The sequence below is a fragment of the Shinella sp. S4-D37 genome (genome assembly GCF_040812195.1).
Classification (GTDB): Bacteria; Pseudomonadota; Alphaproteobacteria; order Rhizobiales; family Rhizobiaceae; genus Shinella.
This window is the reverse complement of sequence record NZ_JBFNXL010000005.1, coordinates 3,328,767-3,353,316: the sequence shown is the minus strand read 5'-3', so window position 1 is coordinate 3,353,316 and position 24,550 is coordinate 3,328,767. Positions and strand designations below refer to the sequence as shown.

Here is a 24,550-nt window from a genome sequence, read left to right as displayed (position 1 = left end):
GGGGCGCGCGACCAGCGCCAGAGGCCGCCGACCGGAAGGGCCGGGCCTGAGGATTTCAGTAACCCATAAAATGTTAATAAATAGCCAAATATCGCGGCCATTCCTGGCGCAACCGGCTGGTTTTTCAGGCGTCGCGCTCAATGCGACGCCCGATGGCCTGGTTGCGAAATCCACTTGCCAAATCCCGCGGGCGGCGCGCCACGCGGTTGTCAGATCGCGGCGTCGACGGCGGGCGCGAAGGGAATGGAAGGCTGCGCACCCGGCTTCAGGCAGGCGAGCGAGCCGGCGACGGCCGCGCGGCGCAGCGCGCCCTTGAAGCCGAGGCCGGCATCGAGCGAGGCGGCGAGGTAGCCGCAGAACGTGTCGCCCGCGCCAACCGTGTCGACGGGCTCGATCTTTAGGCCGGCCGCGCGGAAAATCTCGTTCTTGCGGATCGCGACGACGCCATCGGCGCCGAGCGTCACGATGATCGTCTGGCCGCTCTCGGCATGTAGCGCGCGCATGGTCGTCTCGCGCGCCTCGTTCGAGAGTTCGCCCTTGCCGACGAAGAGGTCGAACTCCGTCTCGTTGGCGACGAGGATGTCGGCCATCGCGCCGAGCCGCCGTGCGGCGGCACTGAAGGGCGCGATGTTGACGATCGAGGCGGCGCCCTTCTGCCTGGCGCTTATGAGCGCGGCCTCGATGGCGGCTTCGGGGATCTCGAACTGCAGCATCAGGTAGTCGCCACGCGTCATGCCGCCGACGGTGCGCTTGGCATCCTCCTCGCCGACGGTGCCGTTGGCGCCCGGCACGACGACGATGACGTTCTCGCCCTCGTCGTCGACGAGGATATGCGCGGTGCCGGTCGCCTCGGCGGCGGAGCGCACGCCGTTAAGGTCCACGGCGGCGTCGGCGAGCAGCGCCAGCGCCTGGCTGCCCAGCCGATCGTCGCCGACCGCGCCGGCCATGCGCACGATGGCGCCGGCGCGGCGGGCGGCGAGCGCCTGGTTGGCGCCCTTGCCGCCGGCGGCCGTTGTGAAGCTGCTTCCCACCACCGTCTCGCCGGGCTTCGGCAGGCGTTCTGGCGTGACGATGAGGTCCATGTTGATGGAGCCGAAGACGGTGATCATGAGAGGTGCCCCTTGTCGTTTCCGCCGGACACTGCCCGAGGGGCTCAGTCCTCGTCAACCACCCTCAGGCGAAGCTGCCCCGTCCGGGTCTCGGCGGCCGTCTCCGCGGGCGGGGAAAGAGTGCCGTTCGCCTCGAATTCCATGTCGCCGATGCGCGCGCCGCGCCGGGTGAGCTTCTCCGTCGAGGTCAGGATCAGGTCGACATCCTTCTGCGCGGCGGTGAAGTGGCCGGAAAGCTTGCGCACCCGGTCGTCGAGCCGTGTCAGGTCGTCCATCAGCCGGGCGACCTCGCCCTGAATGACATGGGCCTGCTCGCGCATGCGCTGGTCCTTCAGGAGCGCCTGCAGCACCTGGACGGAGAGCATGAGGAGAGAGGGCGAGACGATGACGATGCGCGCCCGGTGGGCCTTCTGCACGATGCCCTCGAAATTCTCATGGATGCTGGCGAAGATCGATTCGGAGGGCACGAAGAGGAAGGCGGTGTCCTGCGTCTCGCCGGCGAGGAGATATTTTTCGGCGATATCGCGGATATGGGTCTCCATGTCGCGGCGGAACTGCTGGGCGGCGAGCTTGGCCGCCTCGGGCGCGCGCCCGTCCGACAGGGTATTCCACGCCTCCAGCGGGAATTTCGCGTCGACGACGAGCGGCGGCTGGCCGTTCGGCATGCGGATCGTGCAGTCCGGCCTGACACCGTTCGAAAGCTGGGCCTGGAACTGGTAGGCGCCGGGCGGCATGGCGTCGGCGATGATCGTCTCCATTCGGGACTGGCCGAAGGCGCCGCGCGTCTGCTTGTTGGAGAGGATCGCCTGGAGGCCGACCACGTCTTTCGCCAGCGACTGGATGTTGCTCTGCGCGGTGTCGATGACGGCCAGACGCTCCCGCAGGCGGCGAAGGTTCTCGTGCGTCGAGCGGGTCTGCTCGGAGATCGACTGGCCGAGCCGCTGCGTCAGGCCGTCGAGCCGGGCATTGATCGCCTGGTTGGTCTCCGACTGCTTCGCGCCGAAGACCTCGGCCATGGCGGCGACGCGCCCCTGCATTTCCGTCTGCGCCTTCAGGAGTTCGGCAAAGCGCAGCTCCGCCATCGCTGCCGCCTCGCGCTGGCGCGCCTGGCTGCGGCGGGCCGAAAGGAGGCCGAAGACGGCGACCAGCGCGGCCGCGAGCAGCACGAGTGCCGGGCCGGGGCCGCCGAACCGGGCAAGCAGGGAGGCGAGCAGCATGTCAAAGGTCGGATCGATCATGCCGCGACCATAACACGGATTGCAGCGGAAACTAGATCATAACGTGAACAGATGCGCGGGACATGCGGCGCCGGCGACGGTCGAAGCCGATTGAAAGCGTCAAAAAACCGCGCTAAGGAGGCGGAATGACCATCAAGCCGCTGATTATCCTTCCCGATCCGATCCTCCGCCAGGTTTCGAACCCCATCGAGACCGTCGACAGCGAGGTGAAGAAGCTCGCCGACGACATGCTGGAAACCATGTACGATGCGCCGGGCATCGGCCTTGCCGCGATCCAGATCGGCGTCGCGCGCCGCATGCTGGTGCTCGACGTCTCGAAGGAGGGCGAGGACAAGAAGCCGCTCGTCTTCATCAATCCGGACGTCGTCTCCGCTTCGGATACCCGCTCGGTCTATGAGGAGGGCTGCCTGTCGATCCCGGACTATTATGCCGAGGTCGAGCGCCCTGCCACGATCACCGTCAAGCATCTCGATCGCGACGGCAAGGAGCAGCTGACGGAGGCAGACGGCCTTCTCGCCACCTGTCTCCAGCACGAGATCGATCACCTGAACGGCGTGCTGTTCATCGACCACATTTCCAAGCTGAAGCGCGAGATGGTGATCCGCAAATTCACCAAGGCGGCGAAGCTGCGCGGCAGCAAGGCGCTCTGAGGCGATAACCGCCCGGGCTTGTTTCACACGGTTCCGGCCGTAGAACCGCTTTCACGGAGGCTGGCCGATGGCCCTTCGCATCATCTTCATGGGCACGCCGGATTTCTCCGTTCCGACGCTCGAGGCGCTGGTGGAAGCCGGCCACGAGATCGCCGCCGTCTATTCGCAACCGCCGCGCCCGGCCGGCCGCCGCGGTCTCGAACTTGTGAAGTCGCCGGTGCACCAGGCGGCCGAAAGGCTCGGGCTTCCCGTCGTCACCCCGCTCAATTTCCGTGAGGAGACGGACCGCGCGGCCTTTCGCGCGCTGAAGGCGGATGTCGCCGCCGTCGTCGCCTACGGCCTCCTGCTGCCGGAGGCGATCCTTACCGGCACCCGGCTCGGCTGCTACAACGGCCATGCCTCGCTGCTGCCGCGCTGGCGCGGCGCGGCGCCCATCCAGCGGGCGATCATGGCGGGGGACGCACAAACCGGCATGATGGTCATGCAGATGGAAAAGGGCCTCGATACCGGCCCGGTCGCGCTGACCCATCGGGTGGCGATCGGCGAGACCGTGACGGCCGGCGAGCTGCACGATACGCTGATGCAGGCGGGCGGCCCCCTGATGGTGGAAGCCATGGCGAAGCTCGAAGCCGGCGACCTGCCGCTGATCCCGCAGGCGCAGGAGGGTGTGCTCTACGCGGCCAAGATCGACAAGGCCGAGACCCGCATCGATTTTTCCCGCCCCGCCGGGGACGTGCACAACCATATCCGCGGCCTCTCGCCGTTCCCGGGCGCCTGGTTCGAGCTGCCGGTCGGCGGCAAGCCCGAGCGGGTGAAGGTTCTGGCGAGCGCGCGGGCCGGTGACACCACCGCGAAAGCCGCCGGCACGGTCCTCGACGACCGGCTTGCGGTCGCCTGTGGCGATGGCGCGGCCGTGCGGCTCGTGCGCCTGCAGAAAGCGGGAGGCAAGCCGCTCGATGCGGCCGATTTCCTGCGCGGCACGCCGGTCGCGGCCGGCCGGGTCATCCGCTGATGCCGCGCTACCGCCTCCGCATCGAATATGACGGCACGCCCTATGTCGGCTGGCAGCGGCAGGACAACGGGCCTTCCGTGCAGGGCGCCATCGAGGCCGCCATCCTGTCGCTGACGGGCGAGACCGTCTCGATCCGCGGCGCGGGGCGCACGGATTCCGGCGTGCATGCCATGGGGCAGGTGGCCCATGCGGACCTTTCGCGCGTGTGGAAGGAACACACGCTGCGCAACGCGCTGAACGCCCATCTCGGCATGGCCCGCGAGCGGGTCGCCATCCTCGATGCGGCAGAAGTGCCCGACGATTTCGACGCCCGCTTCTCGGCGGTGAAGCGACACTATCTCTACCGCATCATCTCGCGCCCCGCTCCGCTGGCGCTGGAGGCGAACCGGGCCTGGTTCGTCGCCAGGACGCTCGATCATGAGGTGATGCATGCCGCAGGGCAGATGCTCGTCGGCAGGCACGACTTCACGACCTTCCGCGCCGCCCAGTGCCAGGCGAACAGTCCGGTGCGCACCATCGATCGGCTGGAGGTGACGCGCAGCGGCGAGCTGATCGAGATGCGCGTCTCGGCGCAGAGCTTCCTGCACAACCAGATCCGCTCCTTCGCCGGCACGCTGAAGCTGGCGGGCGAGGGCAAGTGGACGCCGGAGGACGTGCGCGCCGCACTGGAGGCGCGCGACCGCAAGGCCTGCGGCCCCGTGGCGCCGCCGGACGGGCTCTATTTCATGGCGGTCGATTACTAGAGCATTTCCGGCAAACTCCGGTGCACCGGAAATGCTCTCGATTCTTGTTTTTACCGCATTATCCGACGCCGAAGCGATCTCGCTTCGGCTGGAAATGCTCTTGGGGCGGAAAAACACCTCAGCCCGGCAGCGTGCCAAGGATCCGCTGCAATTCCTGCCCGACGATCATCGGCGGCAGCACGTAGATCGCCGTCATGGCCGAGGCGAGCAGCGTCTGCTTGCCCACGCACATCCACACGAGGCGGAACTGCAGCACGACGCTGGCGCCGAAGACCGCATAGAGCAGCAGGCCGGCGAAGGGCGCACTGTCGGGCAGCACGAGCGTCATCGCGAAGGGGATCGCCGCGGCATAGGCGAAGGGCACGGCGATCCAGTTGCTGGCCGTCACCACGGTCGCCAGATATCGGCCGTAGCCGAGCGGACGCGCGAATGCCAGGAGAAGGACGAGCGGCAGCAGCCAGCCCGCCACGTCGATCGCCAGGAGCTTGACGAGGAAGGGAATACCGGCCGGCGTTCCTGTCGGCATGCTGCCGAGGAAATAGAGCCGCCACGAGGCCCAGATGACGGCGAAGGCGGGAAGGCACCAGACGAAGGCCCAGAAGGAGCGGGCAAGCCCGCGCATCGTCAGGTCCAGCCAGCCGAATCCTTCCTGCTTCTGCCGCACGAGCAGGACGATGCCGGTGAGATAGTGCAGGACCTCGTCAAGCCCGGGCATCGCCGAACCAGCGCTGGATGAAGGTCTCGTAGATCACGGTCAGCGTCTCGAGATCGGCGACGGCCACCCGCTCGTCGACCATGTGCATGGTCTGTCCGACGAGGCCGAACTCCACGACCGGGCAATAATCCTTGATGAAGCGGGCGTCCGAGGTGCCGCCCGTCGTCGACAGCTTGGGCGCACGGCCGGTCACGGCCTCGACGGCGCCCGACAGCGAGGCGATCAGCCGGTCGTTGCGGGTGAGGAAGACGTGGCTCGGCCGCTCGGCCCAGGCGATATCGTAGCGGAGCGGCGGGCGGCCCGGCCGCAGCCTTTCGTCGCGCGCGGCGGCATCGAGCCGGCGCACGATCTCCGCCATTACGGTCTCGGCGGTCCATGTGTCGTTGAAGCGGATGTTGAAGCGGGCGAGCGCCTGTGCCGGCACGACATTCGTCGCGGGGTTGCCGACATCGATCGTCGTCACCTCCAGGTTCGACGGCTGGAAATTCTCCGTGCCGGCGTCGAAGGGCGGATGCATCAGGGCATCGGTGAGCGCGATCACGCCGCGCACGGCATTGTCGGCGCGGTGCGGATAGGCGGCATGGCCCTGAACGCCATGCACCGTGATGGTGCCGGAGACGGAGCCGCGCCGGCCGATCTTGATCATGTCGCCGAGCTTGTCCGGGTTCGTCGGTTCGCCGACGAGGCAGGCATCCCAGCGCTCGCCGCGCTCCGCGGCCCATTGCAGCAGCTTGATCGTGCCGTTGACGGCAGGCCCCTCCTCGTCGCCGGTGATGAGGAAGGAGAGCGAACCCTTCGGGGGACCGTGCTTTTCGATCTGGCGGGCGGCGGCGGCGACGAAGCAGGCGATGCCGCCCTTCATGTCGACCGCGCCGCGGCCGAACATCTCGCCGCCGGCGATCTCGGCGCCGAAGGGCGCATGCGTCCAGGCCGCCTCGTTGCCGACGGGCACGACATCCGTGTGGCCGGCGAACATCAGGTGCGGCCCCTCGGTGCCGATGCGGGCATAGAGGTTCTCGATGTCGGGCATGCCGGGCTCGCGCGCCGTCATGCGCTCCACCGTGAAGCCGAGCGGCTCCAGCATGGCGGCAAGTGCCGTCAGCGCCCCGCCCTCGGCAGGGGTGACGGAGGGGCAGCGGATGAGCGTTGCGAGGTTGGCGATCGGATCGGCGGAGGTCATGGACATGCGGTCACGGCACGAAAGGGAGGAAGGAGAATCGAGATTTAGCCGATCGCCGCTGCGCTGTCACGCGCGCCCGAAGCGCGTCTCAGTCTTTCGGCCGGTCGGGCAGGCTGCCGTAATCGTTCGGGCCGTTCGTGCCCGGCCAGACCATGAAGGCAAAGAGCGCGAAGAAGGAGATGGCCGGGATGAACAGACAGATGATCAGCGGCAGCGGCAGGTTCATGTCGTGCAGCCGCTTGACCGTCAGGAGGACGGAGGACACCGTGGAGACGAGCGCCACGCCGACGAAGACGAAGGACCAGAGGAGGAAGGAGGGATCCTCCTTCGGCACGATGACGATGCGGGCGAGCGCGGCTGAAAGCAGCATGAGCCAGAAGGCCCAGCCGAGCGCGAAGGGCACCCGGCTGACCCGGCCGGACCAGCCGAAGAAGAGCCAGGCGAGGCTCGGCCTCTGCCCTTCCACGACCGCCATGGCTCAGTCCCGGAGCAGTTCGTTGATGCCGGTCTTCGAGCGGGTCTGGGCATCGACACGCTTGACGATGACGGCGCAGTAGAGGCTCGGCGCCGGCAGGCCGTTCGGCATCACCTTGTCCGACGGCATGGAGCCGGCGACGACGACGGAATAGGGCGGCACTTCGCCATAGGTCACTTCGCCCGTCGCGCGGTCGACGATCTTGGTCGACTTGCCGATGAAGACGCCCATGCCGAGCACGGAACCCTCGCGCACGATGCAGCCCTCGACGACCTCCGAACGGGCGCCGATGAAGCAATTGTCCTCGATGATCGTGGGGCCGGCCTGCATCGGCTCCAGCACGCCGCCGATGCCGACGCCGCCGGAAAGGTGCACATGCTTGCCGATCTGGGCGCAGGAGCCGACCGTCGCCCAGGTGTCGACCATCGTGCCTTCGCCGACATAGGCGCCCAGATTGACGAAGGAGGGCATCAGGATGGCATTCGGCGCGATATAGGCCGAGCGGCGCACCACGCAGTTCGGCACGGCGCGGAAGCCGGCCTTCTCGAATTCGTTGACGCTCCAGCCGTCGAACTTGGAGGGCACCTTGTCCCACCAGGCCGATTCGCCCGGGCCGCCCTTGACGATCTCCATCGGGTTGAGGCGGAAGGAGAGGAGAACGGCCTTCTTGAGCCACTGGTTGACGGTCCAGGTGCCGTCCTCGCCGCGCTGGGCGACGCGCGCCTTGCCGCTGTCGAGCAGGTTGAGCGACGTCTCTACCGCGTCGCGCACTTCACCGCGCGTGCCGGTGTTAATGCCGTCGCGTTCCTCGAAGGCGCGCTCGATGGTGGCGGAAAGGGTGGCGAGGTCGGGCAGGCTCATCGGAATTCCTTAAACTTCGAGGCTTATTTTCGATTGTCGGGATGCCGGAAGGTTGATTTCATCAAGCTGCAAAATGCTCTAGAGCAAGTGCCGGGAAAGATGAAGCCCCTTTCCGGCAGATACTGTCGCACGGGCGCAATGGTAATCCCGTGGGGCCGGAAAGCAGGCCAGAAAGCAGGAAGGCGACATGGCAAGACTGAAGAAGAAGAATCTGCGCCGCAAGGACGGCGTATGGGATCCGTTGGCCGACAGCGCGCAGGACAAGCACCGCGCCGCCGTCGTGCCGCAGACGCCGCAATCGGCCCATCCCGCCTACCGGCTTGCCTATGCGGACGACGATTTCCTCTGCCGCGAGGAACTGCGGCCGGTACGCCTCCAGCTCGAATTGCTGAAGGTCGAGATGATGCTCGCCGAGCGCGGCATCAAGTCGACGGTCGTCATGTTCGGCGGCGCGCGCATTCCCGCGCCCGGCCAGGAGGCCTGGGCGGCGCGCAACGAGACGCAGCGCGCCAATCTCGAAGCCGCCTCGGTCTATTACGAGGAGGCACGCAAGTTCGCACGCATGTGCTCGGAAAGATCGGCCGAGCTGGACTTCAAGGAATATGTCGTCGTCACCGGTGGCGGGCCGGGCGTCATGGAGGCGGGCAATCGCGGGGCGGCCGATCTCGGCGCGCCGTCGATCGGCCTCAACATCGTGCTGCCGCACGAGCAGGCGCCGAACCCCTATGTCACTCCGGAACTCAGCTTCAACTTCCACTATTTCGCTATCCGCAAGATGCACTTCCTCTTGCGGGCCAAGGCGGTGACGGTATTCCCGGGCGGCTTCGGCACGCTGGATGAGCTGTTCGAGACGGTGACCTTGATGCAGACGGGCCGCATGGCGCTGGTGCCGCTCATCTTGTTTGGCAAGGAATTCTGGCACAAGATCATCGATTTCGAAGCGCTCGCCGCCTTCGGCACGATCGCGCCGGGCGATGTCGAACTGATGCAGTTCGTCGAGACGGCCGACGAGGCCTGGGACATCATCGTGCAGTTCTACGAGAGGCTGGAGGCCGAGCAGGCGGCCGCCGCGCACGGCTGATACGCAAAACGCCCCGGCAAAAGCCGGGGCGCCTTGAAGCGGATCACTTGCCGCGCTTGCCCATCTCGTCGGCGGTGATGAAGCCGTCGCCGTTGCGGTCGCGCTGCTTGAACATGGCGGCCGCGGCGGTTTCCATCTCCGCCTTGGTCAGCGTGCCGTTCTTGTCGGCGTCGGCGCGCTCGAACATGCGGCCGCCCATGCGGTCGAACCGGGCTTCGCTCAGCGCCTTGCGCGCGGCTTCCTTTGCTTCGCCGTCCGTCGCCTTCACCTCGCGAAACGCCTTGCGGGCGTCGCGGAAGGCTTCGCGCCTGGCGTCGACCTCGGCCTTCGTCACCTCGCCGTTCCTGTCGGCGTCGAAGCGCTGGAAGGTTTCGGAGGCGCGCTGCAGCAGTTCCGCCTGCGAGACCTTGCCGTCGCTGTCGGCATCGAGGCGCTTCAGCATGCGATCGGCGCGCTCAGCGCCGCCCTTGCCGTGATGACCCTTGCCCCAGCCCTTGCCCTTGTGGGGACGGGCATCCGCCGTGTCGATGGCGCCGTCCTTGTTGCTGTCGCGCCGCTCGAAGATCTTCTCCGCCGAGGCGAGCACCTCGGCTTCGGAAAGGGTGCCGTTCTTGTCGGTGTCGGCGCGGTCGAACATGCGGCCGGCGCCCGGCAGCATGAAGGGGCCGGCGGCCCGCAGCGCCTCGCGCGCCTTGTCCTTGTCGGCATCGGCCGCCTCGCGCACGGCCTTGCGGGCATCGCGGAACGCCTCGCGGCGGGCCTTGATCTCGTCCTTCGTCACCTGGCCGTCGCCGTCGGCGTCGAAGGTCTTGAAGGCGGCGGAGATATTGGTCTTGAACTCGCCGAGCGAGACCTTGCCGTCCTTGTCCGCGTCGAGGCGCTCGATCATCGCGGCATGGCGCGGCCCGTGCCGGCCCTCGCCCTTGGCGGCGAAGGCGGGAGCGGCGGCACCCGAAAGAAGAAGGCCGGCGGCAACGGCGCCGAGAAGAAGTTCCTTTTTAGCCATGGTCATTCCTTTCATCCATCATCGTCCCTTGGGGAGGCAGGATAGGGGGAATGCCGGCCGGCACCAGTTACAAATTGGTAATTCAAGCTTCTGACGGAAAGGGGTTTTTTCCGTGTCGGGAATGTGTCGCCCGCGCGCCTAGAGCAGCGCGTTGAGGAAGGCCGTCAGGTTCGACGTCGCGTAATCGATATGCCTGTCGCCCTCCGTGCGCTTTTCCCAGGCATCGGCGAATTCATGGTTCTCGTCGAGCGGGGTGAGGAGCACGGTCTTCATGCCGAGCGTCTTGGGCACGATGAGGTTGCGCGGCAGGTCCTCGAACATCACGGCCCGCGTCGTGTCGACCCGGTGCAGCGCCATGAACTTGTCATAGGTGGCGCCCGCCGGCTTCGGCACATATTCCGCCGCCACGATATCGAACACGTCGTCGAAATGGTGGAAGATGCCGAGGGCCCTCGCCGCCATCTCGGCATGCTTGACGCTGCCATTGGTGAAGATGAACTTGCGGCCCGGCAGCGCCTGGATCGCCTCGCCGAGCGGCAGGTCGGGCGACAGCACGTCGTAGTCGATCGCATGCGCCTTTTCCAGGAAGTCCGCCGGGTCGATGGCGTGATGGATCATCAGGCCCTTCAGCGTCGTGCCGTGGTCGAAATAATACTGCTTCTGCAGGGCGCGCGCATCCTCGCGCGACAGGCCGAGCAGGGCCGAGACGTATGCCGTCATGTTCTTGTCGATCTGGGCGAAGAGATCGACATGGTGCGGGTAGAGCGTGTTGTCGAGGTCGAAGACCCAGTCACGCACATGGCTGAAATCGGCTTTTTCGGGAAGGTCGGTCATGGTGCGTCTTATGCCATGGGCCGGCGCGGAGGGAAACGGAATTTTCCATCTGGGGACCGGCGCGGGCGATGGATTCGGCCCGGCCGGCATGCTAGCGGCAGGATATGGAAATCTGGGTTCTCATCACAGTCGCGGCGGCCTTCCTCCAGAACGTCCGTTCCGCCATGCAGAAACACCTGAAAGGCAGGATGGGGACGACGGGCGCGACCTTCGTGCGCTTCGGCTTCGGCATGCCCTTCGCGCTCCTCTACATGGGCATCCTTGCCCTCGTACTGGCAAGGCCGCTGCCGCTGCCGGGCGCGGCCTTCTTCCTCTGGGCCGTCGTCGGCGGCATCTGCCAGATCGCCGCGACCTTCCTGCTGGTCCACCTCTTCTCCTTCCGCAATTTCGCGGTCGGCACGGCCTATTCGCGCACGGAGCCGGCGCAGGCGGCCATCTTCGCGCTGGTCTTCCTCGGCGAGCGCGCCTCGGCCGGCACGCTGGTCGCGATCGCCATTTCCGTCGCCGGCGTGATGATCATCTCGGTGGCCCGCAGCGTGGTCTCGCTGCGCACGCTCGCGACGTCCGTCTTCACGCGCACGGCGGCGATCGGGCTGTTGTCGGGCACCTTCTTCGGCGTTTCCGCCGTCGCCTACCGTTCCGCTTCGCTGGCGCTCGCGCCGACGCTGCCGGCGCCGGACTACATGATGCAGGCGAGCTATACGCTGGTCTTCGTGATCGTGCTGCAGACCCTCTTGATGCTCGGCTGGATCCTGCTTCGCGAGCGGGACGAACTGCCGCGCATCGCGGCCGCATGGCGCCCGGCGCTCCTCGTCGGCTTCGTCGGCGCCACCGCCTCCTTCGGCTGGTTCATGGCGATGACGCTGCAGCAGGCCGCCGTCGTCAAGGCGCTGGCGCAGGTGGAGATGCTGTTCACCTTCGCCTCCACCGTCTTCATCTTCAAGGAGCGCATCAATCGCCTTGAAATCGCCGGCTGCGCGCTCATCGTCGTCGGCGTGCTGGCGCTGCTCGCCTACGGCTGAAGCAGCGCCGAAGCCCGGTCAGGGCACGAGCAGCGTGCCGGCACCGTGTTCGGTGAAGATTTCCAGCAGCACCGAATGGGCGGTCTTGCCGTTGAGGATGACGACGCCCTGCACGCCCGCCTTGATGGCGTCGATGCAGGTCTCGACCTTCGGGATCATGCCGCCGGAGATCGTGCCATCCTTGATGAGGGCGCGGGCCTCGGCGACCGAGAGTTCCTTGATGAGCTGGCCATTCCTGTCGAGCACGCCCGGCACGTCGGTGAGGAAGAGCAGGCGCGTGGCGTTGAGCGCCCCGGCGATGGCGCCGGCGAAGGTGTCGGCATTGATGTTGTAGGTGTGGCCGTCGCGGCCGGGAGCGACCGGGGCGATGACCGGGATCATCTCGGACTTGGCGAGCAGGTCGATCAGCGTGCGGTCGACCTCAACCACCTCGCCGACGAAGCCGAGATCGAGGATGCGCTCGATATTGCTGTCCGGATCGACGACGGTCTTCTTGGCCTTCTCGGCGAAGACCATGTTGCCGTCCTTGCCGCACAGGCCGATCGCCCATTCGCCCGTCTGGTTGATGAGCGCGACGATCTCCTTGTTGATCGAGCCGGCGAGCACCATCTCGACGATCTCGACCGTCTTCTGGTCGGTGACGCGCAGGCCCCCCTCGAACTTCGATTCAATGCCCATCTTGGAGAGCATCGCGCCGATCTGCGGGCCGCCACCATGCACGACGATCGGGTTGACGCCCGACTGCTTGAGCAGCGCGATGTCGCTGGCGAAGGCCTTGCCCAGTTCCGCGTTGCCCATGGCGTGGCCGCCATATTTCACGACGATGGTCTTGTTCTCGTAGCGCTGCATGAAGGGCAGGGCCTGCGCGAGAAGGCGGGCTTGGGTTTCGCTTTCGGATAGGGACATGGCGGCCTCTTGGGAATGGGTGGGCGCCTGTTTAACGCATGTTTCGTGACGATGGAATGATCCGCCGGCCATATTGCCGCCGCCACCGGGAAAAAGACGGGACGAGGCCCGCCCGGGACCCGGGATCGGTGGCGGGAAAGGGCGAGGGGGAATATGATGGAGCGCTTGCGCGTTTCCATGAGCAAAAGCCGGAAGGAATGCCTATATGGGATCAGAGGCTTGGTCCTCGCCCGGATTTCATCGAAGCCTGAGAGAGTGCACGAGCCGATGACGGTTCCCGACCGAGAGATGCGAGACCCCCGCCGCGATGAAGTCATCGCCGGCGAATACGTGCTCGGGGTGCTGTCCGCCGAGGACCGTCGCAAGGTCGAGGCGCGGCTCGCCCGGGACCGCCAGTTCGCCGCGATCGTCAGCCGCTGGGAAGAAAATCTCGCCACCTTCGAGGACGAATACGAGGCGCCGCACCTGCCGCCGCGCGTCCCTCTCGGACCGTGCCGGCCCGGCACGTTGCCGCTGGACGCCGCCTTTTCCGGCCGGGTCGCGGGGGGCTGCTGGGGCTCGCTCGCCTTCTGGCGGACGCTCGCCCTCGCCTCCTTCGCCATCGCGGCGGGCCTTGCCCTGCTGATCAGTGCGCTCATCGCACCGCGGCCGATGAGCGGCGGACGCCTCGTCGTCGACATGACGGGAGAGGGCGCGGCGATCGACCTCGTCGCGCGCTATGACGATGCGACCGGCGCGCTGCACGTGGTGCCGGTCGCCGGCGGCGGGAGCGAGGAAAAGTCGCTGGAACTGTGGCTGACGCAGGAGGGAAGGGCACCCGTCTCGCTCGGCGTGCTGCCGGAGGGGGGGGAGGGGCCACTCGTCGTGCCGGGCGAACTGCGTGCGCGGCTCGTCCAGGGCGCGGTGCTCTCGGTCAGCGCGGAGCCTGCCGGCGGTGCGCCGGGCGGCAAGGCGACGGGCCCGATCCTCGCGTCGGGCGCCGCCCGGTTCGATTGAGCCCTAACGGGTGATGGCGGTGAGGATGGCCTGGCGCAACTCGTCCAGGCCGCGGCCCTTTTCCGAGGAGGTGGCCAGCACCTCCGGGTAGGCGGCGGGGCGCTTGGCGATCTTCTGCAGCGTTTCCTCGACGAGGCGCGGCACGCCGGCATCCTTGATCTTGTCGGTCTTGGTCAGCACCATCTGGTAGGAGACGGCCGCCTTGTCGAGCAGGGCGAAGACCTCCTCGTCGTTCTTCTTGATGCCGTGGCGGCTGTCGATCAGCACATAGACGCGTTTCAGCGTGGAGCGGCCGCGCAGATAGTCGAAGACGAGCCTGGTCCAGGCATCGACCTGTTCCTTCGGCGCCTGGGCATAGCCATAGCCGGGCATATCGACGAGGGCCATCGGCGGCAGGTCGTCCTCGGCGCCGGAAAAGCCGTCCGGAACGAAATAGTTGAGCTCCTGCGTGCGGCCGGGCGTGTTGGACGTGCGCGCCAGGCCCTTGTGGCCGACGAGCGCGTTGATCAGCGAGGACTTGCCGACATTCGAACGGCCGGCGAAAGCGATTTCCGGCGGTCCCTCGGGCGGCAGGAATTTCATGGCCGGCACGCCGCGGATGAAGATCCAGGGCCTGCCGAACAGCGGCTTGTCGTCGGTCATCGCTCTCGCCTTTGTTGTCGGGCCTGTGGCTTCCCGGTTTTGGCCGCGAAAGTCAAGCGTGCCGCTGCCGCCAGAGTTCGACGCCGAGATAGCACAAGAGTGCCGCCAGCACGATGGCGCCGCCGACGACGGTGCGCGCGCCAGGCACTTCGCCGTGGATGATGGCGACCCAGAGCGGGGCCAGCACCGGCTCGGTCGTGCCCAACAGGGCGGCGAGCGCCGAGGGGATGAGGCGCGCGCCGGTGACGAAGAGCGCAAGGCCGAGGCCGAAATTCAGCGCCCCGAAGACGATGAGGATGAGAAGCTCCTCAAGCGAGACCGCAAAGCCCGAGGCCTGGCTCGCCGCGGTGGCGCAGGCGATGACGGCGCTCAGCAGCACGGCGGGCGTCATGCGTACATGGGCGAAGCGCCGGGTGATGATGGTGGCGGTCGCGAAGGCGAAGGCAATGAGCAGGGCGAGCGCGTCGCCCATCATCGAGACGCCGCCGCCGAGCGCTCCGGAGACCATGATGGCAACGCCGCCGATGACCGCCGCGATGGCGAGCCAGGTGTGGACGGCGATCCTTTCGCGGAAGAACAGCCAGGCCATCAGAGCGGCGATCAGCGGCACACCGGCCTGGATCAGCACGACATTGGCGACGGTCGTATAGGCGAGCGCGAGAATGAAGGAGGTGGAGGCGGTGGCGAAGCACAGGCCGACCGCGGCGCCGGCAAGCCCCATGCCGCGCACGAGCCGCACGGTGCCGCGCGCGCCGTCGCGAACCAGCATGAAGCCGAGCAGGAAGAGGGCGGCGAAGAGCGAGCGCCAGAAAATGACCGTCCAGTCGTCCTCGATGTGGAGGAACCGCGCCAGCGTGCCGCCGAAACTCCACACGACGGCCGAGCCGAGCACGAGTGTGGCGCCAAAACCCTGTCCCCTTCCATCCGAAAGGGCGGGGGTGATCGGAAGCGTGGAGGACGACATGGGGCGCTCGTGAGAACACCTCCGGCAAAAGCGCGAAGCGGTCTTGCCGGAGGTGCGTGAAACAAAGGTAACTGCAAGCATGACAGGAATATGCCTGTCGCGCTTCCATGCCAGCGACGGGGCGATGTCGCAAGGGACAAAAGAAAACCCCGGCGCCGGGCCGGGGTTCGCTGGTTTCGCCTGACGCAGCGTCAGGATGGCTTCGGTTTCTTTCCGAACAATCCCTTGAGATTGTCGAAGAGCTCGATCTTCACGCCGTGGCGCTTCATGATGATGCCCTGCTGGATGATCGAGAGCGTGTTGTTCCAGGCCCAGTAGATCACCAGGCCGGCCGGGAAGGTCGCCAGCATGAAGGTGAAGATCAGCGGCATCCAGGTGAAGATCATCGCCTGGGTCGGATCGGGCGGCGTCGGGTTCATACGCATCTGCAGGAACATCGTGATGCCCATGATGATGGGCCAGACGCCGATCATCAGGACGTGCGGCACGTCGTAGGGCAGGAGGCCGAACAGGTTGAACAGCGACGTCGGATCGGGCGCGGACAGGTCCTGGATCCAGCCGAAGAACGGCGCATGGCGCATTTCGATGGTGACGTAGATCACCTTGTAGAGCGCGAAGAAGACCGGGATCTGCAAAAGGATCGGCCAGCAACCCGCGAGCGGATTGATCTTCTCCTCCTTGTAGAGCTGCATCATGGCCTGCTGCAGCGCCATGCGGTCGTCGCCGTGCTTGGCCTTCAGCTCCTCCATCTTCGGCTGCATCTTCTTCATGTTCGCCATGGAGGCGTACTGCTTGTTGGCAAGCGGGAAGAACAGGCCCTTGACGACGATCGTGGTGATGAGGATCGCGATGCCGAAATTGCCGAAATAGCGGAAGAAGAAGTCCATCAGCTGGAACATCGGCTTGGTGAAGAACCAGAACCAGCCCCAGTCGATCATCAGGTCGAATTGCGGAATGGAGTAGGACGTTTCGTACTGGTCGATGATCGGCACTTCCTTGGCGCCGCCGAAGAACAGGTTCTTGACTTCGACTGACTGGCCTGGCGCAATCGAAATGTCGTCCTGGCGATAGTCCGCCTGGTAGCGCGGACGGCCATCCTTGAAATAGGAGAAGCGCGTCTCGTAGGGCGTCGTCTGCGGCGGCACGAGCGCGGTCGCCCAGTACTTGTCGGTGATGCCGAGCCAGCCGCCGGTCGCCTTGCCGGGCGAAACGGTCGTGTCGTCCTCCGTCGCGGTGTACTTCACCTCATGCAGGCCGAGTTCGCCGAGCACGCCGATGAAGCCTTCGTGCAGCACGTAGACCGACGGGTCCGTCGGCTTGAAGAAGCGCGTCGCGCGGCCATAGGGCAACAGCGCGATCGCCCCATCCGTGCGGTTCTCGATGCTATCGGTGATCGTGAACATGTAATGTTCGTCGACCGAGATCGTGCGGGTGAAGGTGACGTTCTTGTCGTTGGTGTAGGTCAGCTTGACCGGGGTGGCCTGCGTCAGCTTGCCGGTGCCGTCCTGCGTCCAGACGGTCTGCGGGCCGGGGACCTGGCCGGTGGCCTCGCTGCCGACATAGCCGATCTCGGCGAAGTAGCCTTGCTCGGTCTCGGCGGGGCTGAGCAGCGTGATGATCGGGCTCGTCTTGTCGACGGTCTCGTGGAATTCCTTGAGCTTCAGGTCGTCTAAGCGGGCGCCCGTCAGGCTGATGGAGCCGGAAAGCGACGGCGTGTCGATCTCGACGCGGGCGGAGCGGGCGAGCGCCGCCTCGCGCGTCTCGGTCGCCGTAGTGGCCGTCGCGCCGCCGGGCAGCGTGCCGCTCGTGCCGGTCGCGGTCGTCGCCGTGCCGTCGGAAGACGTGGTGGTGGTGGTCTGCTGGCTCTGGGCGGCCTGCTGCGCTTCGAGCGCGGCGCGGTCCTTCTCCAGCTTGGGGTTCACATAGAGGAACTGCCAGGCCACGAGGATCAGCACGGACAGCGCGATCGCCACGAAATAATTGCGGTTTTTTTCCATCACTCTTTCCCGGGAGCAGCAGGGCGTTGCTGCTGCTTCTGTTTCTTGACCGTCGCGATCCTGTCGTTGAGACGGGCTTCAAGGGTTTTGAAGGGGGCGCTCAACACGTCCCGTCTGGCGACAACCACATAGTCGTGTCCGGGCTCCATTGCAAACCCGGCCGATAGCCGCACCGCCTCTTTCAGGCGTCGGCGCATGCGATTGCGTTCCACGGCATTGCCGTGCTTCTTGGTAACGGTGAAGCCGACGCGGGGCGCTTCGTCCGGCATCTGCCGGTCGCGCACTTCGAGAAGGAACAGCGGTCCCTTGCGTTTCTCGCCCTCGCGCACAAAAAGAAACTGCGGGCGGCTTTTCAGCCGCCCGACAGCAGATTTCTCAACAGTTTTCGTCATGTGCCCGTCGCCTCTGTTCGGGCCGGCACGGCCTTAGGCCGAGAGACGGGCGCGGCCGCGGGCGCGACGTGCGGACAGGACCTTGCGGCCGCCCTTCGTTGCCATGCGGGCGCGAAAACCGTGACGACGCTTGCGAACAAGCTTGGAGGGTTGGTAGGTACGCTTCGACATTTATTTAATACCGCGGTGTGCGGCCCTTCTTGGGTTTGCGTTACGCAAGGAGCGTTGAAGTCCGGCATAGGCATGCCCTCGCGGGAAGCCAAGCTTTCCGGACGTGCGCGGCTTATAAAGGCAAAAGCGGTCGAAAGTCAATTGCGGGCGCGCAGGGGCGTGCGACTGTCACAGTCATTAACGCGGTGGGGCCAAAAACGTGGGTGCGAATTGCGCTTCGTCATGTTTCAGTCACGTTACGTAAGGCGAATTCCCCGGATTTCCCGGCTTCCTGCCCCGCGTTAATGCATTAGAACTGCTGAATACCTTAATCTTTGGACGGTTGTATCAAAGTCTAATTAACTTTTAGCGTTTACTTTCCTACCCGAAGGTGAGGTGGGTCAGGCCCTCTTGCCACCCTACCGTTTTCTGGAGTGTGACGTGAAGATACGCGGCAAAATCTATCTCATTGTGGGCGTGATGGGCCTCATCTCCGTCCTCATCGGCGGCATTGCCGTGCATGTGGTTTCCGAATTCAGCGACAAGCTCCGCCAGTACGAGAACGCGGCCGACCGCGCTTTCCTCGGCGAACACCTGAACCGCCAGGTCACCGCCGTCGTCATGGAAGCCCGCGGCATCTACGCCTCCAAGGACATGGAGGGCGCCGGGAAGTTTGCCGAGGGCATCGCCAAGGAACTTGACGGCATCGACAAGACGCTGGACGAATGGCGCCCGATCGTGCCGGAGGCGCAGAAGGCGGCCTTCGAGGCCGTCGTGGCGCGCGCCGCCGAATTCCGTACTTTCCGCGCGGAAACGGCCCGCCTCGGCACCACCGTCTCCATCGACGCGGCCAACGAGCAGGGCAACAACGAGGGCAACCGCGCGAACCGCAAGGCCTTCCAGAAGGAAATCGACGCCGTCGTCCAGACCGACACCGAGAATCTCACCGCGATCAAGGCCGATATCGCCGCCTTCGAGACCCTCATGCTGACGCTCGTGCTCGGCACGGTCGGCGCCGGCCTCGTGCTCGGCGGCGGCGTCGCCTTCTACATCGCGACCAACGAGCTCAGCCGCCCGGTCCAGAAGGTGACAGAGACGATGAACCGCCTTGCCGGCGGCGATCTCGACACGGAAGTGCCCTATGCCGGCCGCAAGGACGAGATCGGCGAAATGGCTGCCGCGGTCGCCATCTTCCGCCAGAACGCCATCACCGTGCGCGACCTCAACGCCCAGGAGGAGATTCTGCGCGAGAAGAGCGCCGACCTGCAGTCCTCCATCGCGACCGTCGTGCATGCCGCTGCTGCGGGCGATTTCTCCTCGCGCATCACCAAGGACTACCAGAACGACGATCTCAACCGCTTCGCCCACAGCGTCAACGCGCTGGTGGCCGGCGTGGAAGAGGGCATTGCCGAAACCCGCCGCGTTATCGGCGCGCTTGCCGAGGGCGACCTGACGCAGACCATGGACGGCGCCTTCCGCGGCGCCTTCGCCGAATTGCAGCAGAACGTCAACGCGACGCTCGCCACCCTCCAGCGCACCATGCGCGAGGTGCGCGCCTCGACGGATGCGATCAACGCCAATTCCGGCGAACTGCGCACGGCCTCCGACGATCTTTCCAAGCGCACCGAGCAGCAGGCCGCCGCGCTGGAGGAAACCTCCGCCGCCCTCGAGGAGATCACCGCCGCCGTCAAGAACTCGACGGAGCGGGCGAACGAGGCGACCTCCATGGTCGGCGAGGCGACGCAGAGCGCCAAGCAGTCGGGTGACATCGTGCGCAATGCGATCGGCGCGATGAGCCGCATCGAGCAGGCCTCGAACGAGATCAGCCAGATCATCTCGGTCATCGACGAGATCGCCTTCCAGACCAACCTCCTGGCGCTGAATGCCGGCGTCGAGGCCGCGCGCGCCGGCGAGGCGGGCAAGGGCTTCGCCGTCGTCGCGCAGGAAGTGCGCGAGCTTGCCCAGCGCGCCGCCAGCGCCGCCAAGGACATCAAGGGCCTTATCACCAAGTCGGGCGATGAAGTCTCCGTCGGCGTCAAATACGTGCAGGAGACCGGTTCGGCCCTCTCCGACATCGAAAGCCGCGTCGTCACCATCAACGACCGCATCCACGCGATCGCCACGGCGGCCCGCGAGCAGGCGACGGGCCTCCAGGAGATCAGCACGGCCATCAACCAGATGGACCAGGTCACCCAGCACAATGCCGCGATGGTCGAGGAGACCTCGGCCGCCACGCACAAGCTGAAGGGCGAGGCCGACAGCCTGGCCGACCTCGTCGCCCGCTTCCGCACCGGCGATGCCGTGCAGCGGGTGGCGGCCGTGCGCGCGGAGACCCGTCCGGTCGAATCGCCCGCCCGCCGCATGATCGGCAATGTCGCCCGTGCCTTCGGCGGTAATCGCGCCGCCGCGAGCGCCGCCGTCGCCCAGGAGAGCTGGGAAGAGTTCTGATGCCCGCCGCTCCCCGTCTTCGGGGATGCTGCGGCATTTCGTAGCCGGATTCCGGCCTTCGGCGCGGCGATCGCAGGATCGCCGCGTTTTTGCCGCCTGGGCGCCGGCGTTGGAAAATTTGCCGCAATCTCCTATGATTGGCTGAAATACGTCGCCGACCCTTGGTCGCGATGCGTTTGCCGCGAGGCGGCCTGCCGGGGAGTTGAGACATGGTGGACAGAGACGGGACGCCGTCCTTGACCGAGACGCCGGTGCCGGCGGTCGGCTTCCTGTCCGGCCTGTCGGGGCGGCTCCTCCTGGTCACGGCCATCTTCGTCCTGATCGCCGAGGTGCTGATCTTCGTGCCGTCGGTCGCCAACATGCGCCTGCAATGGCTGCGCGACCGCCTGAACACGGCCGCTGCCGCCAGCATCGTCATCGAGGGCCTGCCGGACCACGAACTGCCGCGCCCCGTGCAGGAGGAGACGCTGATGGCGACCGGCACCAAGGCGATCATCCTGAAGCGGGAGGACGCCTCGCGCATGGTCGCGGCCGTCGACATGCCGCCGAGCATCGACGCGCAATACGACCTTTCCGACGTCTCGACGCTCACCGCCGTCTACGATGCCTTCGACACGCTGATGTTCGGCGGCGAACGCGTCATCCGCGTCTTCGGCCCGGTCGGCGAGACGAGCACGCGCATCGAGCTCCTGCTCGACGAGCGGGCCCTGCGCCGCGCCATGCTCGGCTACGCCCGCAATGTCTTCATCCTGTCCATGATCATCTCCGTGGTCACGGCGAGCCCCATCTTCTTCGCGCTCAACCGCCTGCTGATCCGCCCGATCCGGCGCATGACCGCGAACATCCAGCAATTCGCCGCCGATCCCTCGAACCCGGCGCGCGTGCTGGAGCCCTCCGGTGGGCGCGACGAAATCGCCGTCGCCGGCATCCATCTTGCGGCCATGCAGCAGACGCTGCAGCGCACGCTGAAGGAGCAGAAGAACCTCGCCGATCTCGGTCTTGCCGTCTCGAAGATCAACCACGACATGCGCAACATCCTCTCCTCGGCCCAACTGATGTCCGACCGCCTGTCGGATGTCGACGACCCCGTGGTCAAGCGCGTCGCGCCGAAGCTCCTGCGCAGCATCGACCGGGCGGTGGGCTATACCAACGAGGTGCTCTCCTACGGCCGCATGCGCGAGCCGGAGCCGCGCCGCCGCTTCGTGGCGCTGCGCCCGCTGGTGCAGGAGGTCTCGGAAGTGCTGGCGCTCGATTCGCGCGGCGATATCGACTTCGTGGCGCAGGTCGAGCCGGGCCTTAAGGTCGATGCCGACAGCGAGCAGCTCTTCCGCGTCATCCACAACCTGTGCCGCAACGCGGTCGAGGCGCTGTCGCAGGACAGCGGCGCGGAGCGGCGCATGGTGCTCGTCACGGGCCTTCGCACCGGCAGCGTCGTGTCCATCGCCATAGACGACAACGGCCCCGGCATGCCCGCCAAGGCGCGCGAGAACCTCTTCGCCGCCTTCCGCGGCTCCGTGCGCTCCGGCGGCACCGGCCTCGGCCTTGCCATTGCCCGCGAGCTTGTGCTCGCCCATGGCGGCACGATCGCGCTGGTGGAGAAGCCGACGCCCGGCACGCTGTTCCGCATCGAGCTGCCGGACCGCCCCGTCCCCCTCGATGCCTTCCGCCACCGCGCCTCCTAATCCGGGGCTCTGCCGTTCCCTGTGTGACGGCGCGATGAAAAAAGTGGATTATTTCTGCGAAAGACGCTTGCAATAGGCCGGAGGACCCTTTAGAGAACCGCCTCGCAGCCGGGCAATACGCCCGCCACTGCCAGCGCACCCGTAGCTCAGCTGGATAGAGCACCAGACTACGAATCTGGGGGTCAGGAGTTCGAATCTCTTCGGGTGCGCCATTCTTTTCCCATTTCCAAAAGATGCCCTGCCGGCCCTCCTGCGGTCGTATATCGCCGTGCTCGGCTCTCGCCCGGCATTGCTGTTCGCGTGACCGATATGCCACGCAGGGACTTTCCGTGGCGGTCCTTGTCTTCGGGCTCTCTTCAAAACCGCCCGCCGCTCGGCTAAGCAGGGATGAGCGGTGCGAGGCATGCACCGGCGAAACCAGAAAGCGGAGGAAGCGGGGCATGACGAACCGCGAAAGGCCGCGCGTATTGCGTCGCGTGATATTCGCCGGGCTGCTGGCGCTGGCAAGTTGCGCCGGGCGGCCGGAAGGCGTGCTCGTGCCGAGCGGCGAGACACCGGCGGGCGTGTCCACGGTCGATCTCCTGGTCGCCACCACCCGCGCGCCCTCGCGGCAGCCGGGCGTCCTGTTTTCCGGCGAGCGCGGCTCCGAACTCGTGATGCGCGACATCAAGGTCTCCATTCCGCCGGAGGACAAGCGCAAGGTCGGCCAGGTGCAATGGCCGGAAAAGCTGCCGGCCGATCCGATGAAGGATTTTTCGACCGTCAGCGTGACGCCGGTCGACAGCGCGCGGAAGGGGCGGGCCTGGCTCGACGGCCACCTGCCGAAGAGCCGGCGCGTGTTGGTCTTCGTCCACGGCTTCAACAACCGCTATGAGGACGCCGTCTACCGCTTCACCCAGATCGTGCACGATTCGAAGACCGATGCGGCGCCCGTGATCTTCACCTGGCCCTCGCGCGCCAGCATCTTCGATTATTCCTACGACAAGGAAAGCACCAACTATTCGCGCGATGCGCTGGAGGAGTTGCTGCGCGCGGCGGTCGATACGCCGGAGGTCGGCGAGATCACCATCATGGCCCATTCCATGGGCACCTGGCTTGCGGTGGAGACGCTGCGCCAGATGGCGATCCGCGACGGGCGCGTGCCGAAGAAGATCCAGCAGGTCATCCTCGCCTCGCCCGACCTTGACGTCGACGTCTTCGGCCAGCAACTGCGCGCCATCGGCCAGGATCGGCCGCAGTTCACGCTCTTCGTCTCGCAGGACGACCGGGCCCTGACGCTGTCGCGCCGCATTTCCGGCAATGTCGACCGGCTCGGCCAGATCGATCCCTCGCAGGAGCCCTATCGCAGCATGCTGGAGAAGCAGGGCATCATCGTGCTCGACCTGACGGCGCTGAAATCCGGCGACAGCCTAAACCACGGGAAATTCGCGGAAAGCCCGGAGGTGGTGCGGCTCATCGGCAACCGGCTGATCGCCGGCCAGACCGTCACGGATTCCGAGGTCGGCCTCGGCGACCGGCTCGGCGCGGTGGCGCTCGGCACCGCCCAGACGGTCGGCAGCGTCGCCAGCATCGCGGTCTCCACGCCCATCGCCGTCTTCGACCCGGTGACGCGCAAGAACTATAACGACCACTGGTTGCGCTTCGGCCAATCCGTCGAGGACACCGCGGTGACCGCGACCGGCCAGTAAAATGAAAAGGCGGCCCCCGCGGGAGCCGCCCTTCCTTCGCAAGTCCCGCGAGGATCAGCGGACCCAGATGACCTCACGGGTATTGCGGTCGACCAGAACGGGGCGCTGGTCGACATAGAGGTAGCCGTAGCTGGGGCTTTCCGGCACCTCGACGATCTGCACGGTGTCGGGGATCAGGGCGCCGGCCTCGACCGGACCTTCCAGCACGACGGGCTCCAGCGGATGGCGCTCGACATAGGTGATCGTCGTTTCCGGAATGTCGGCGGAGATGCTGGCCGTCGTTTCGATCTCCGGTGCGTAGATCACCTGGCGGCTGTCTGTGCGCACGATCACCGGGCGATTGTCGACATAGACATAGGCGAGGTCCGGATGATCGGGGATCGGCGTCAGCGCGACGGTGTCGTCGAAGCGCGTGTCGGCGGTCACCTGGCCTTCCAGGATGACGGGCGGTGTCGGGTTCTCCATCACATAGACGCGGGCATCGTCCGGTACGGCAGCTTCCGCGCCGATCGCCACGCCCACCGCGCCGCCGACGATGGCACCGACCGGACCGCCGACGACGGCGCCGGCGGCAGCGCCTGCCGCGCCGCCGGCCGCACCGCCGAGGACTTCCTTGTCGCCGTCATCCGCATGGGCCGCGGTGGCGCCGATGAGGGCCAGGGCGGCGCCGGCCATGAGAAACTTACGCATGTCATTCTCCTTCGAATATGGGTTTCCCACCCCTTCGACGGAAAGAACGTCACGTCCCTTCTTCGGTTC

Annotated in this window: 24 protein-coding genes and 1 tRNA gene; 10 read left to right on the top strand and 15 right to left on the bottom strand. The window is 66.3% G+C overall.

Annotated elements, in window-relative coordinates:
- Positions 1-209 precede the first annotated feature (209 nt).
- Both AB3G45_RS23930 and AB3G45_RS23925 read right to left on the bottom strand, forming a co-directional pair.
- Positions 210-1,109: a ribokinase gene (locus AB3G45_RS23930; RefSeq protein ID WP_367832911.1), complete on the bottom strand. Its 900-nt coding sequence runs from the start codon at positions 1,107-1,109 to the stop codon at positions 210-212.
- Between the two features lie 44 nt (positions 1,110-1,153).
- Positions 1,154-2,326 carry a DNA recombination protein RmuC gene (locus tag AB3G45_RS23925; protein WP_367833663.1) on the bottom strand — a complete coding sequence of 391 codons (1,173 nt, stop codon included), beginning with the start codon at positions 2,324-2,326 and terminating at the stop codon, positions 1,154-1,156.
- Between the two features lie 146 nt (positions 2,327-2,472).
- On the opposite strand from AB3G45_RS23925, the gene def reads away from it, so the two are divergent.
- From def to truA, 3 genes are all read left to right on the top strand, one after another.
- Positions 2,473-2,997 (top strand): peptide deformylase, encoded by a 525-nt coding sequence (def, locus tag AB3G45_RS23920; protein ID WP_367832910.1) that lies wholly within the window; start codon positions 2,473-2,475, stop codon positions 2,995-2,997.
- Positions 2,998-3,064: 67 nt separating this feature from the next.
- The gene (gene fmt / locus AB3G45_RS23915; RefSeq protein WP_367832909.1) at positions 3,065-4,009 is read left to right on the top strand and encodes a methionyl-tRNA formyltransferase; all 945 of its coding nucleotides are present in this window, start codon (positions 3,065-3,067) and stop codon (positions 4,007-4,009) included.
- Positions 4,009-4,752, top strand: coding sequence for a tRNA pseudouridine(38-40) synthase TruA (truA, locus tag AB3G45_RS23910; protein ID WP_367832908.1), 744 nt, complete (start codon positions 4,009-4,011; stop codon positions 4,750-4,752). The genes fmt and truA overlap by 1 nt, the downstream gene beginning before the upstream one ends.
- Positions 4,753-4,870: 118 nt before the next feature.
- Here the strand turns inward: truA and AB3G45_RS23905 are convergent, their stop codons facing one another.
- From AB3G45_RS23905 to dapD, 4 genes are all read right to left on the bottom strand, one after another.
- Entirely contained in the window at positions 4,871-5,467 is a 597-nt protein-coding gene (locus AB3G45_RS23905) for a hypothetical protein (protein WP_367832907.1), read from the bottom strand.
- Entirely contained in the window at positions 5,454-6,647 is a 1,194-nt protein-coding gene (gene dapE / locus AB3G45_RS23900; RefSeq protein WP_367833662.1) for a succinyl-diaminopimelate desuccinylase, read from the bottom strand. Before dapE ends, AB3G45_RS23905 begins: the two co-directional genes overlap by 14 nt.
- Positions 6,648-6,735: 88 nt before the next feature.
- Positions 6,736-7,122, bottom strand: a complete 387-nt coding sequence (locus AB3G45_RS23895) for a DUF805 domain-containing protein (RefSeq protein ID WP_367832906.1) — start codon at positions 7,120-7,122, stop codon at positions 6,736-6,738.
- A 3-nt stretch (positions 7,123-7,125) separates the two neighbouring features.
- The gene (gene dapD, locus AB3G45_RS23890) at positions 7,126-7,983 is read right to left on the bottom strand and encodes a 2,3,4,5-tetrahydropyridine-2,6-dicarboxylate N-succinyltransferase (protein ID WP_367832905.1); all 858 of its coding nucleotides are present in this window, start codon (positions 7,981-7,983) and stop codon (positions 7,126-7,128) included.
- Positions 7,984-8,170: 187 nt separating this feature from the next.
- On the opposite strand from dapD, the gene AB3G45_RS23885 reads away from it, so the two are divergent.
- Entirely contained in the window at positions 8,171-9,064 is an 894-nt protein-coding gene (locus AB3G45_RS23885; protein WP_367832904.1) for an LOG family protein, read from the top strand.
- A gap of 43 nt (positions 9,065-9,107) precedes the next feature.
- On the opposite strand, the gene AB3G45_RS23880 is transcribed toward AB3G45_RS23885, so the two are convergent.
- Entirely contained in the window at positions 9,108-10,070 is a 963-nt protein-coding gene (locus AB3G45_RS23880) for an EF-hand domain-containing protein (protein ID WP_367832903.1), read from the bottom strand.
- A gap of 138 nt (positions 10,071-10,208) precedes the next feature.
- Positions 10,209-10,904, bottom strand: a complete 696-nt coding sequence (locus AB3G45_RS23875; protein ID WP_367832902.1) for a pyrimidine 5'-nucleotidase — start codon at positions 10,902-10,904, stop codon at positions 10,209-10,211.
- A 104-nt stretch (positions 10,905-11,008) separates the two neighbouring features.
- Between AB3G45_RS23875 and AB3G45_RS23870 the strand changes: the two genes are divergently transcribed.
- Positions 11,009-11,926, top strand: coding sequence for an EamA family transporter (locus AB3G45_RS23870; RefSeq protein ID WP_367832901.1), 918 nt, complete (start codon positions 11,009-11,011; stop codon positions 11,924-11,926).
- A gap of 18 nt (positions 11,927-11,944) precedes the next feature.
- Here the strand turns inward: AB3G45_RS23870 and argB are convergent, their stop codons facing one another.
- Complete coding sequence (gene argB / locus AB3G45_RS23865) at positions 11,945-12,832, bottom strand: acetylglutamate kinase (protein WP_367832900.1); 888 nt, start codon at positions 12,830-12,832, stop codon at positions 11,945-11,947.
- Positions 12,833-13,120: 288 nt separating this feature from the next.
- Between argB and AB3G45_RS23860 the strand changes: the two genes are divergently transcribed.
- Positions 13,121-13,828 carry an anti-sigma factor gene (locus AB3G45_RS23860; RefSeq protein WP_367832899.1) on the top strand — a complete coding sequence of 236 codons (708 nt, stop codon included), beginning with the start codon at positions 13,121-13,123 and terminating at the stop codon, positions 13,826-13,828.
- Positions 13,829-13,831: 3 nt separating this feature from the next.
- Here AB3G45_RS23860 and yihA read toward each other — a convergent pair whose 3' ends face one another.
- The 5 genes from yihA to rpmH form a co-directional block, all read right to left on the bottom strand.
- Positions 13,832-14,470, bottom strand: a complete 639-nt coding sequence (gene yihA / locus AB3G45_RS23855) for a ribosome biogenesis GTP-binding protein YihA/YsxC (RefSeq protein WP_367832898.1) — start codon at positions 14,468-14,470, stop codon at positions 13,832-13,834.
- A gap of 52 nt (positions 14,471-14,522) precedes the next feature.
- The gene (locus tag AB3G45_RS23850; RefSeq protein WP_367832897.1) at positions 14,523-15,434 is read right to left on the bottom strand and encodes a DMT family transporter; all 912 of its coding nucleotides are present in this window, start codon (positions 15,432-15,434) and stop codon (positions 14,523-14,525) included.
- A 191-nt stretch (positions 15,435-15,625) separates the two neighbouring features.
- Entirely contained in the window at positions 15,626-17,431 is a 1,806-nt protein-coding gene (gene yidC, locus AB3G45_RS23845) for a membrane protein insertase YidC (RefSeq protein WP_367832896.1), read from the bottom strand.
- Complete coding sequence (gene rnpA / locus AB3G45_RS23840) at positions 17,431-17,823, bottom strand: ribonuclease P protein component (protein WP_023515341.1); 393 nt, start codon at positions 17,821-17,823, stop codon at positions 17,431-17,433. Before rnpA ends, yidC begins: the two co-directional genes overlap by 1 nt.
- Before the next feature lie 33 nt (positions 17,824-17,856).
- Positions 17,857-17,994, bottom strand: coding sequence for a 50S ribosomal protein L34 (gene rpmH / locus AB3G45_RS23835; protein WP_037405882.1), 138 nt, complete (start codon positions 17,992-17,994; stop codon positions 17,857-17,859).
- A 420-nt stretch (positions 17,995-18,414) separates the two neighbouring features.
- On the opposite strand from rpmH, the gene AB3G45_RS23830 reads away from it, so the two are divergent.
- From AB3G45_RS23830 to AB3G45_RS23815, 4 genes are all read left to right on the top strand, one after another.
- Positions 18,415-20,421 (top strand): methyl-accepting chemotaxis protein, encoded by a 2,007-nt coding sequence (locus AB3G45_RS23830; protein ID WP_367832895.1) that lies wholly within the window; start codon positions 18,415-18,417, stop codon positions 20,419-20,421.
- Positions 20,422-20,630: 209 nt separating this feature from the next.
- Positions 20,631-22,103: a sensor histidine kinase gene (locus AB3G45_RS23825; protein WP_367832894.1), complete on the top strand. Its 1,473-nt coding sequence runs from the start codon at positions 20,631-20,633 to the stop codon at positions 22,101-22,103.
- A 135-nt stretch (positions 22,104-22,238) separates the two neighbouring features.
- A tRNA-Arg gene (locus tag AB3G45_RS23820) sits at positions 22,239-22,315 on the top strand.
- Positions 22,316-22,543: 228 nt separating this feature from the next.
- The gene (locus tag AB3G45_RS23815) at positions 22,544-23,791 is read left to right on the top strand and encodes an alpha/beta hydrolase (protein ID WP_367832893.1); all 1,248 of its coding nucleotides are present in this window, start codon (positions 22,544-22,546) and stop codon (positions 23,789-23,791) included.
- Between the two features lie 54 nt (positions 23,792-23,845).
- Here the strand turns inward: AB3G45_RS23815 and AB3G45_RS23810 are convergent, their stop codons facing one another.
- A complete protein-coding gene (locus tag AB3G45_RS23810) occupies positions 23,846-24,481 on the bottom strand; it encodes a DUF1236 domain-containing protein (RefSeq protein ID WP_367832892.1) in 636 nt (211 codons plus the stop codon).
- Positions 24,482-24,550: the final 69 nt, after the last annotated feature.

Coding starts and splice junctions, on each gene's coding strand:
- AB3G45_RS23930 (WP_367832911.1), bottom strand. CDS start 1,109: ATGATCACCGTCTTCGGCTCCATCAACATGGACCTCATCGTCACGCCA.
- AB3G45_RS23925 (WP_367833663.1), bottom strand. CDS start 2,326: ATGCTGCTCGCCTCCCTGCTTGCCCGGTTCGGCGGCCCCGGCCCGGCA.
- def (WP_367832910.1), top strand. CDS start 2,473: ATGACCATCAAGCCGCTGATTATCCTTCCCGATCCGATCCTCCGCCAG.
- fmt (WP_367832909.1), top strand. CDS start 3,065: ATGGCCCTTCGCATCATCTTCATGGGCACGCCGGATTTCTCCGTTCCG.
- truA (WP_367832908.1), top strand. CDS start 4,009: ATGCCGCGCTACCGCCTCCGCATCGAATATGACGGCACGCCCTATGTC.
- AB3G45_RS23905 (WP_367832907.1), bottom strand. CDS start 5,467: ATGCCCGGGCTTGACGAGGTCCTGCACTATCTCACCGGCATCGTCCTG.
- dapE (WP_367833662.1), bottom strand. CDS start 6,647: ATGACCTCCGCCGATCCGATCGCCAACCTCGCAACGCTCATCCGCTGC.
- AB3G45_RS23895 (WP_367832906.1), bottom strand. CDS start 7,122: ATGGCGGTCGTGGAAGGGCAGAGGCCGAGCCTCGCCTGGCTCTTCTTC.
- dapD (WP_367832905.1), bottom strand. CDS start 7,983: ATGAGCCTGCCCGACCTCGCCACCCTTTCCGCCACCATCGAGCGCGCC.
- AB3G45_RS23885 (WP_367832904.1), top strand. CDS start 8,171: ATGGCAAGACTGAAGAAGAAGAATCTGCGCCGCAAGGACGGCGTATGG.
- AB3G45_RS23880 (WP_367832903.1), bottom strand. CDS start 10,070: ATGGCTAAAAAGGAACTTCTTCTCGGCGCCGTTGCCGCCGGCCTTCTT.
- AB3G45_RS23875 (WP_367832902.1), bottom strand. CDS start 10,904: ATGACCGACCTTCCCGAAAAAGCCGATTTCAGCCATGTGCGTGACTGG.
- AB3G45_RS23870 (WP_367832901.1), top strand. CDS start 11,009: ATGGAAATCTGGGTTCTCATCACAGTCGCGGCGGCCTTCCTCCAGAAC.
- argB (WP_367832900.1), bottom strand. CDS start 12,832: ATGTCCCTATCCGAAAGCGAAACCCAAGCCCGCCTTCTCGCGCAGGCC.
- AB3G45_RS23860 (WP_367832899.1), top strand. CDS start 13,121: ATGCGAGACCCCCGCCGCGATGAAGTCATCGCCGGCGAATACGTGCTC.
- yihA (WP_367832898.1), bottom strand. CDS start 14,470: ATGACCGACGACAAGCCGCTGTTCGGCAGGCCCTGGATCTTCATCCGC.
- AB3G45_RS23850 (WP_367832897.1), bottom strand. CDS start 15,434: ATGTCGTCCTCCACGCTTCCGATCACCCCCGCCCTTTCGGATGGAAGG.
- yidC (WP_367832896.1), bottom strand. CDS start 17,431: ATGGAAAAAAACCGCAATTATTTCGTGGCGATCGCGCTGTCCGTGCTG.
- rnpA (WP_023515341.1), bottom strand. CDS start 17,823: ATGACGAAAACTGTTGAGAAATCTGCTGTCGGGCGGCTGAAAAGCCGC.
- rpmH (WP_037405882.1), bottom strand. CDS start 17,994: ATGTCGAAGCGTACCTACCAACCCTCCAAGCTTGTTCGCAAGCGTCGT.
- AB3G45_RS23825 (WP_367832894.1), top strand. CDS start 20,631: ATGGTGGACAGAGACGGGACGCCGTCCTTGACCGAGACGCCGGTGCCG.
- AB3G45_RS23815 (WP_367832893.1), top strand. CDS start 22,544: ATGACGAACCGCGAAAGGCCGCGCGTATTGCGTCGCGTGATATTCGCC.
- AB3G45_RS23810 (WP_367832892.1), bottom strand. CDS start 24,481: ATGCGTAAGTTTCTCATGGCCGGCGCCGCCCTGGCCCTCATCGGCGCC.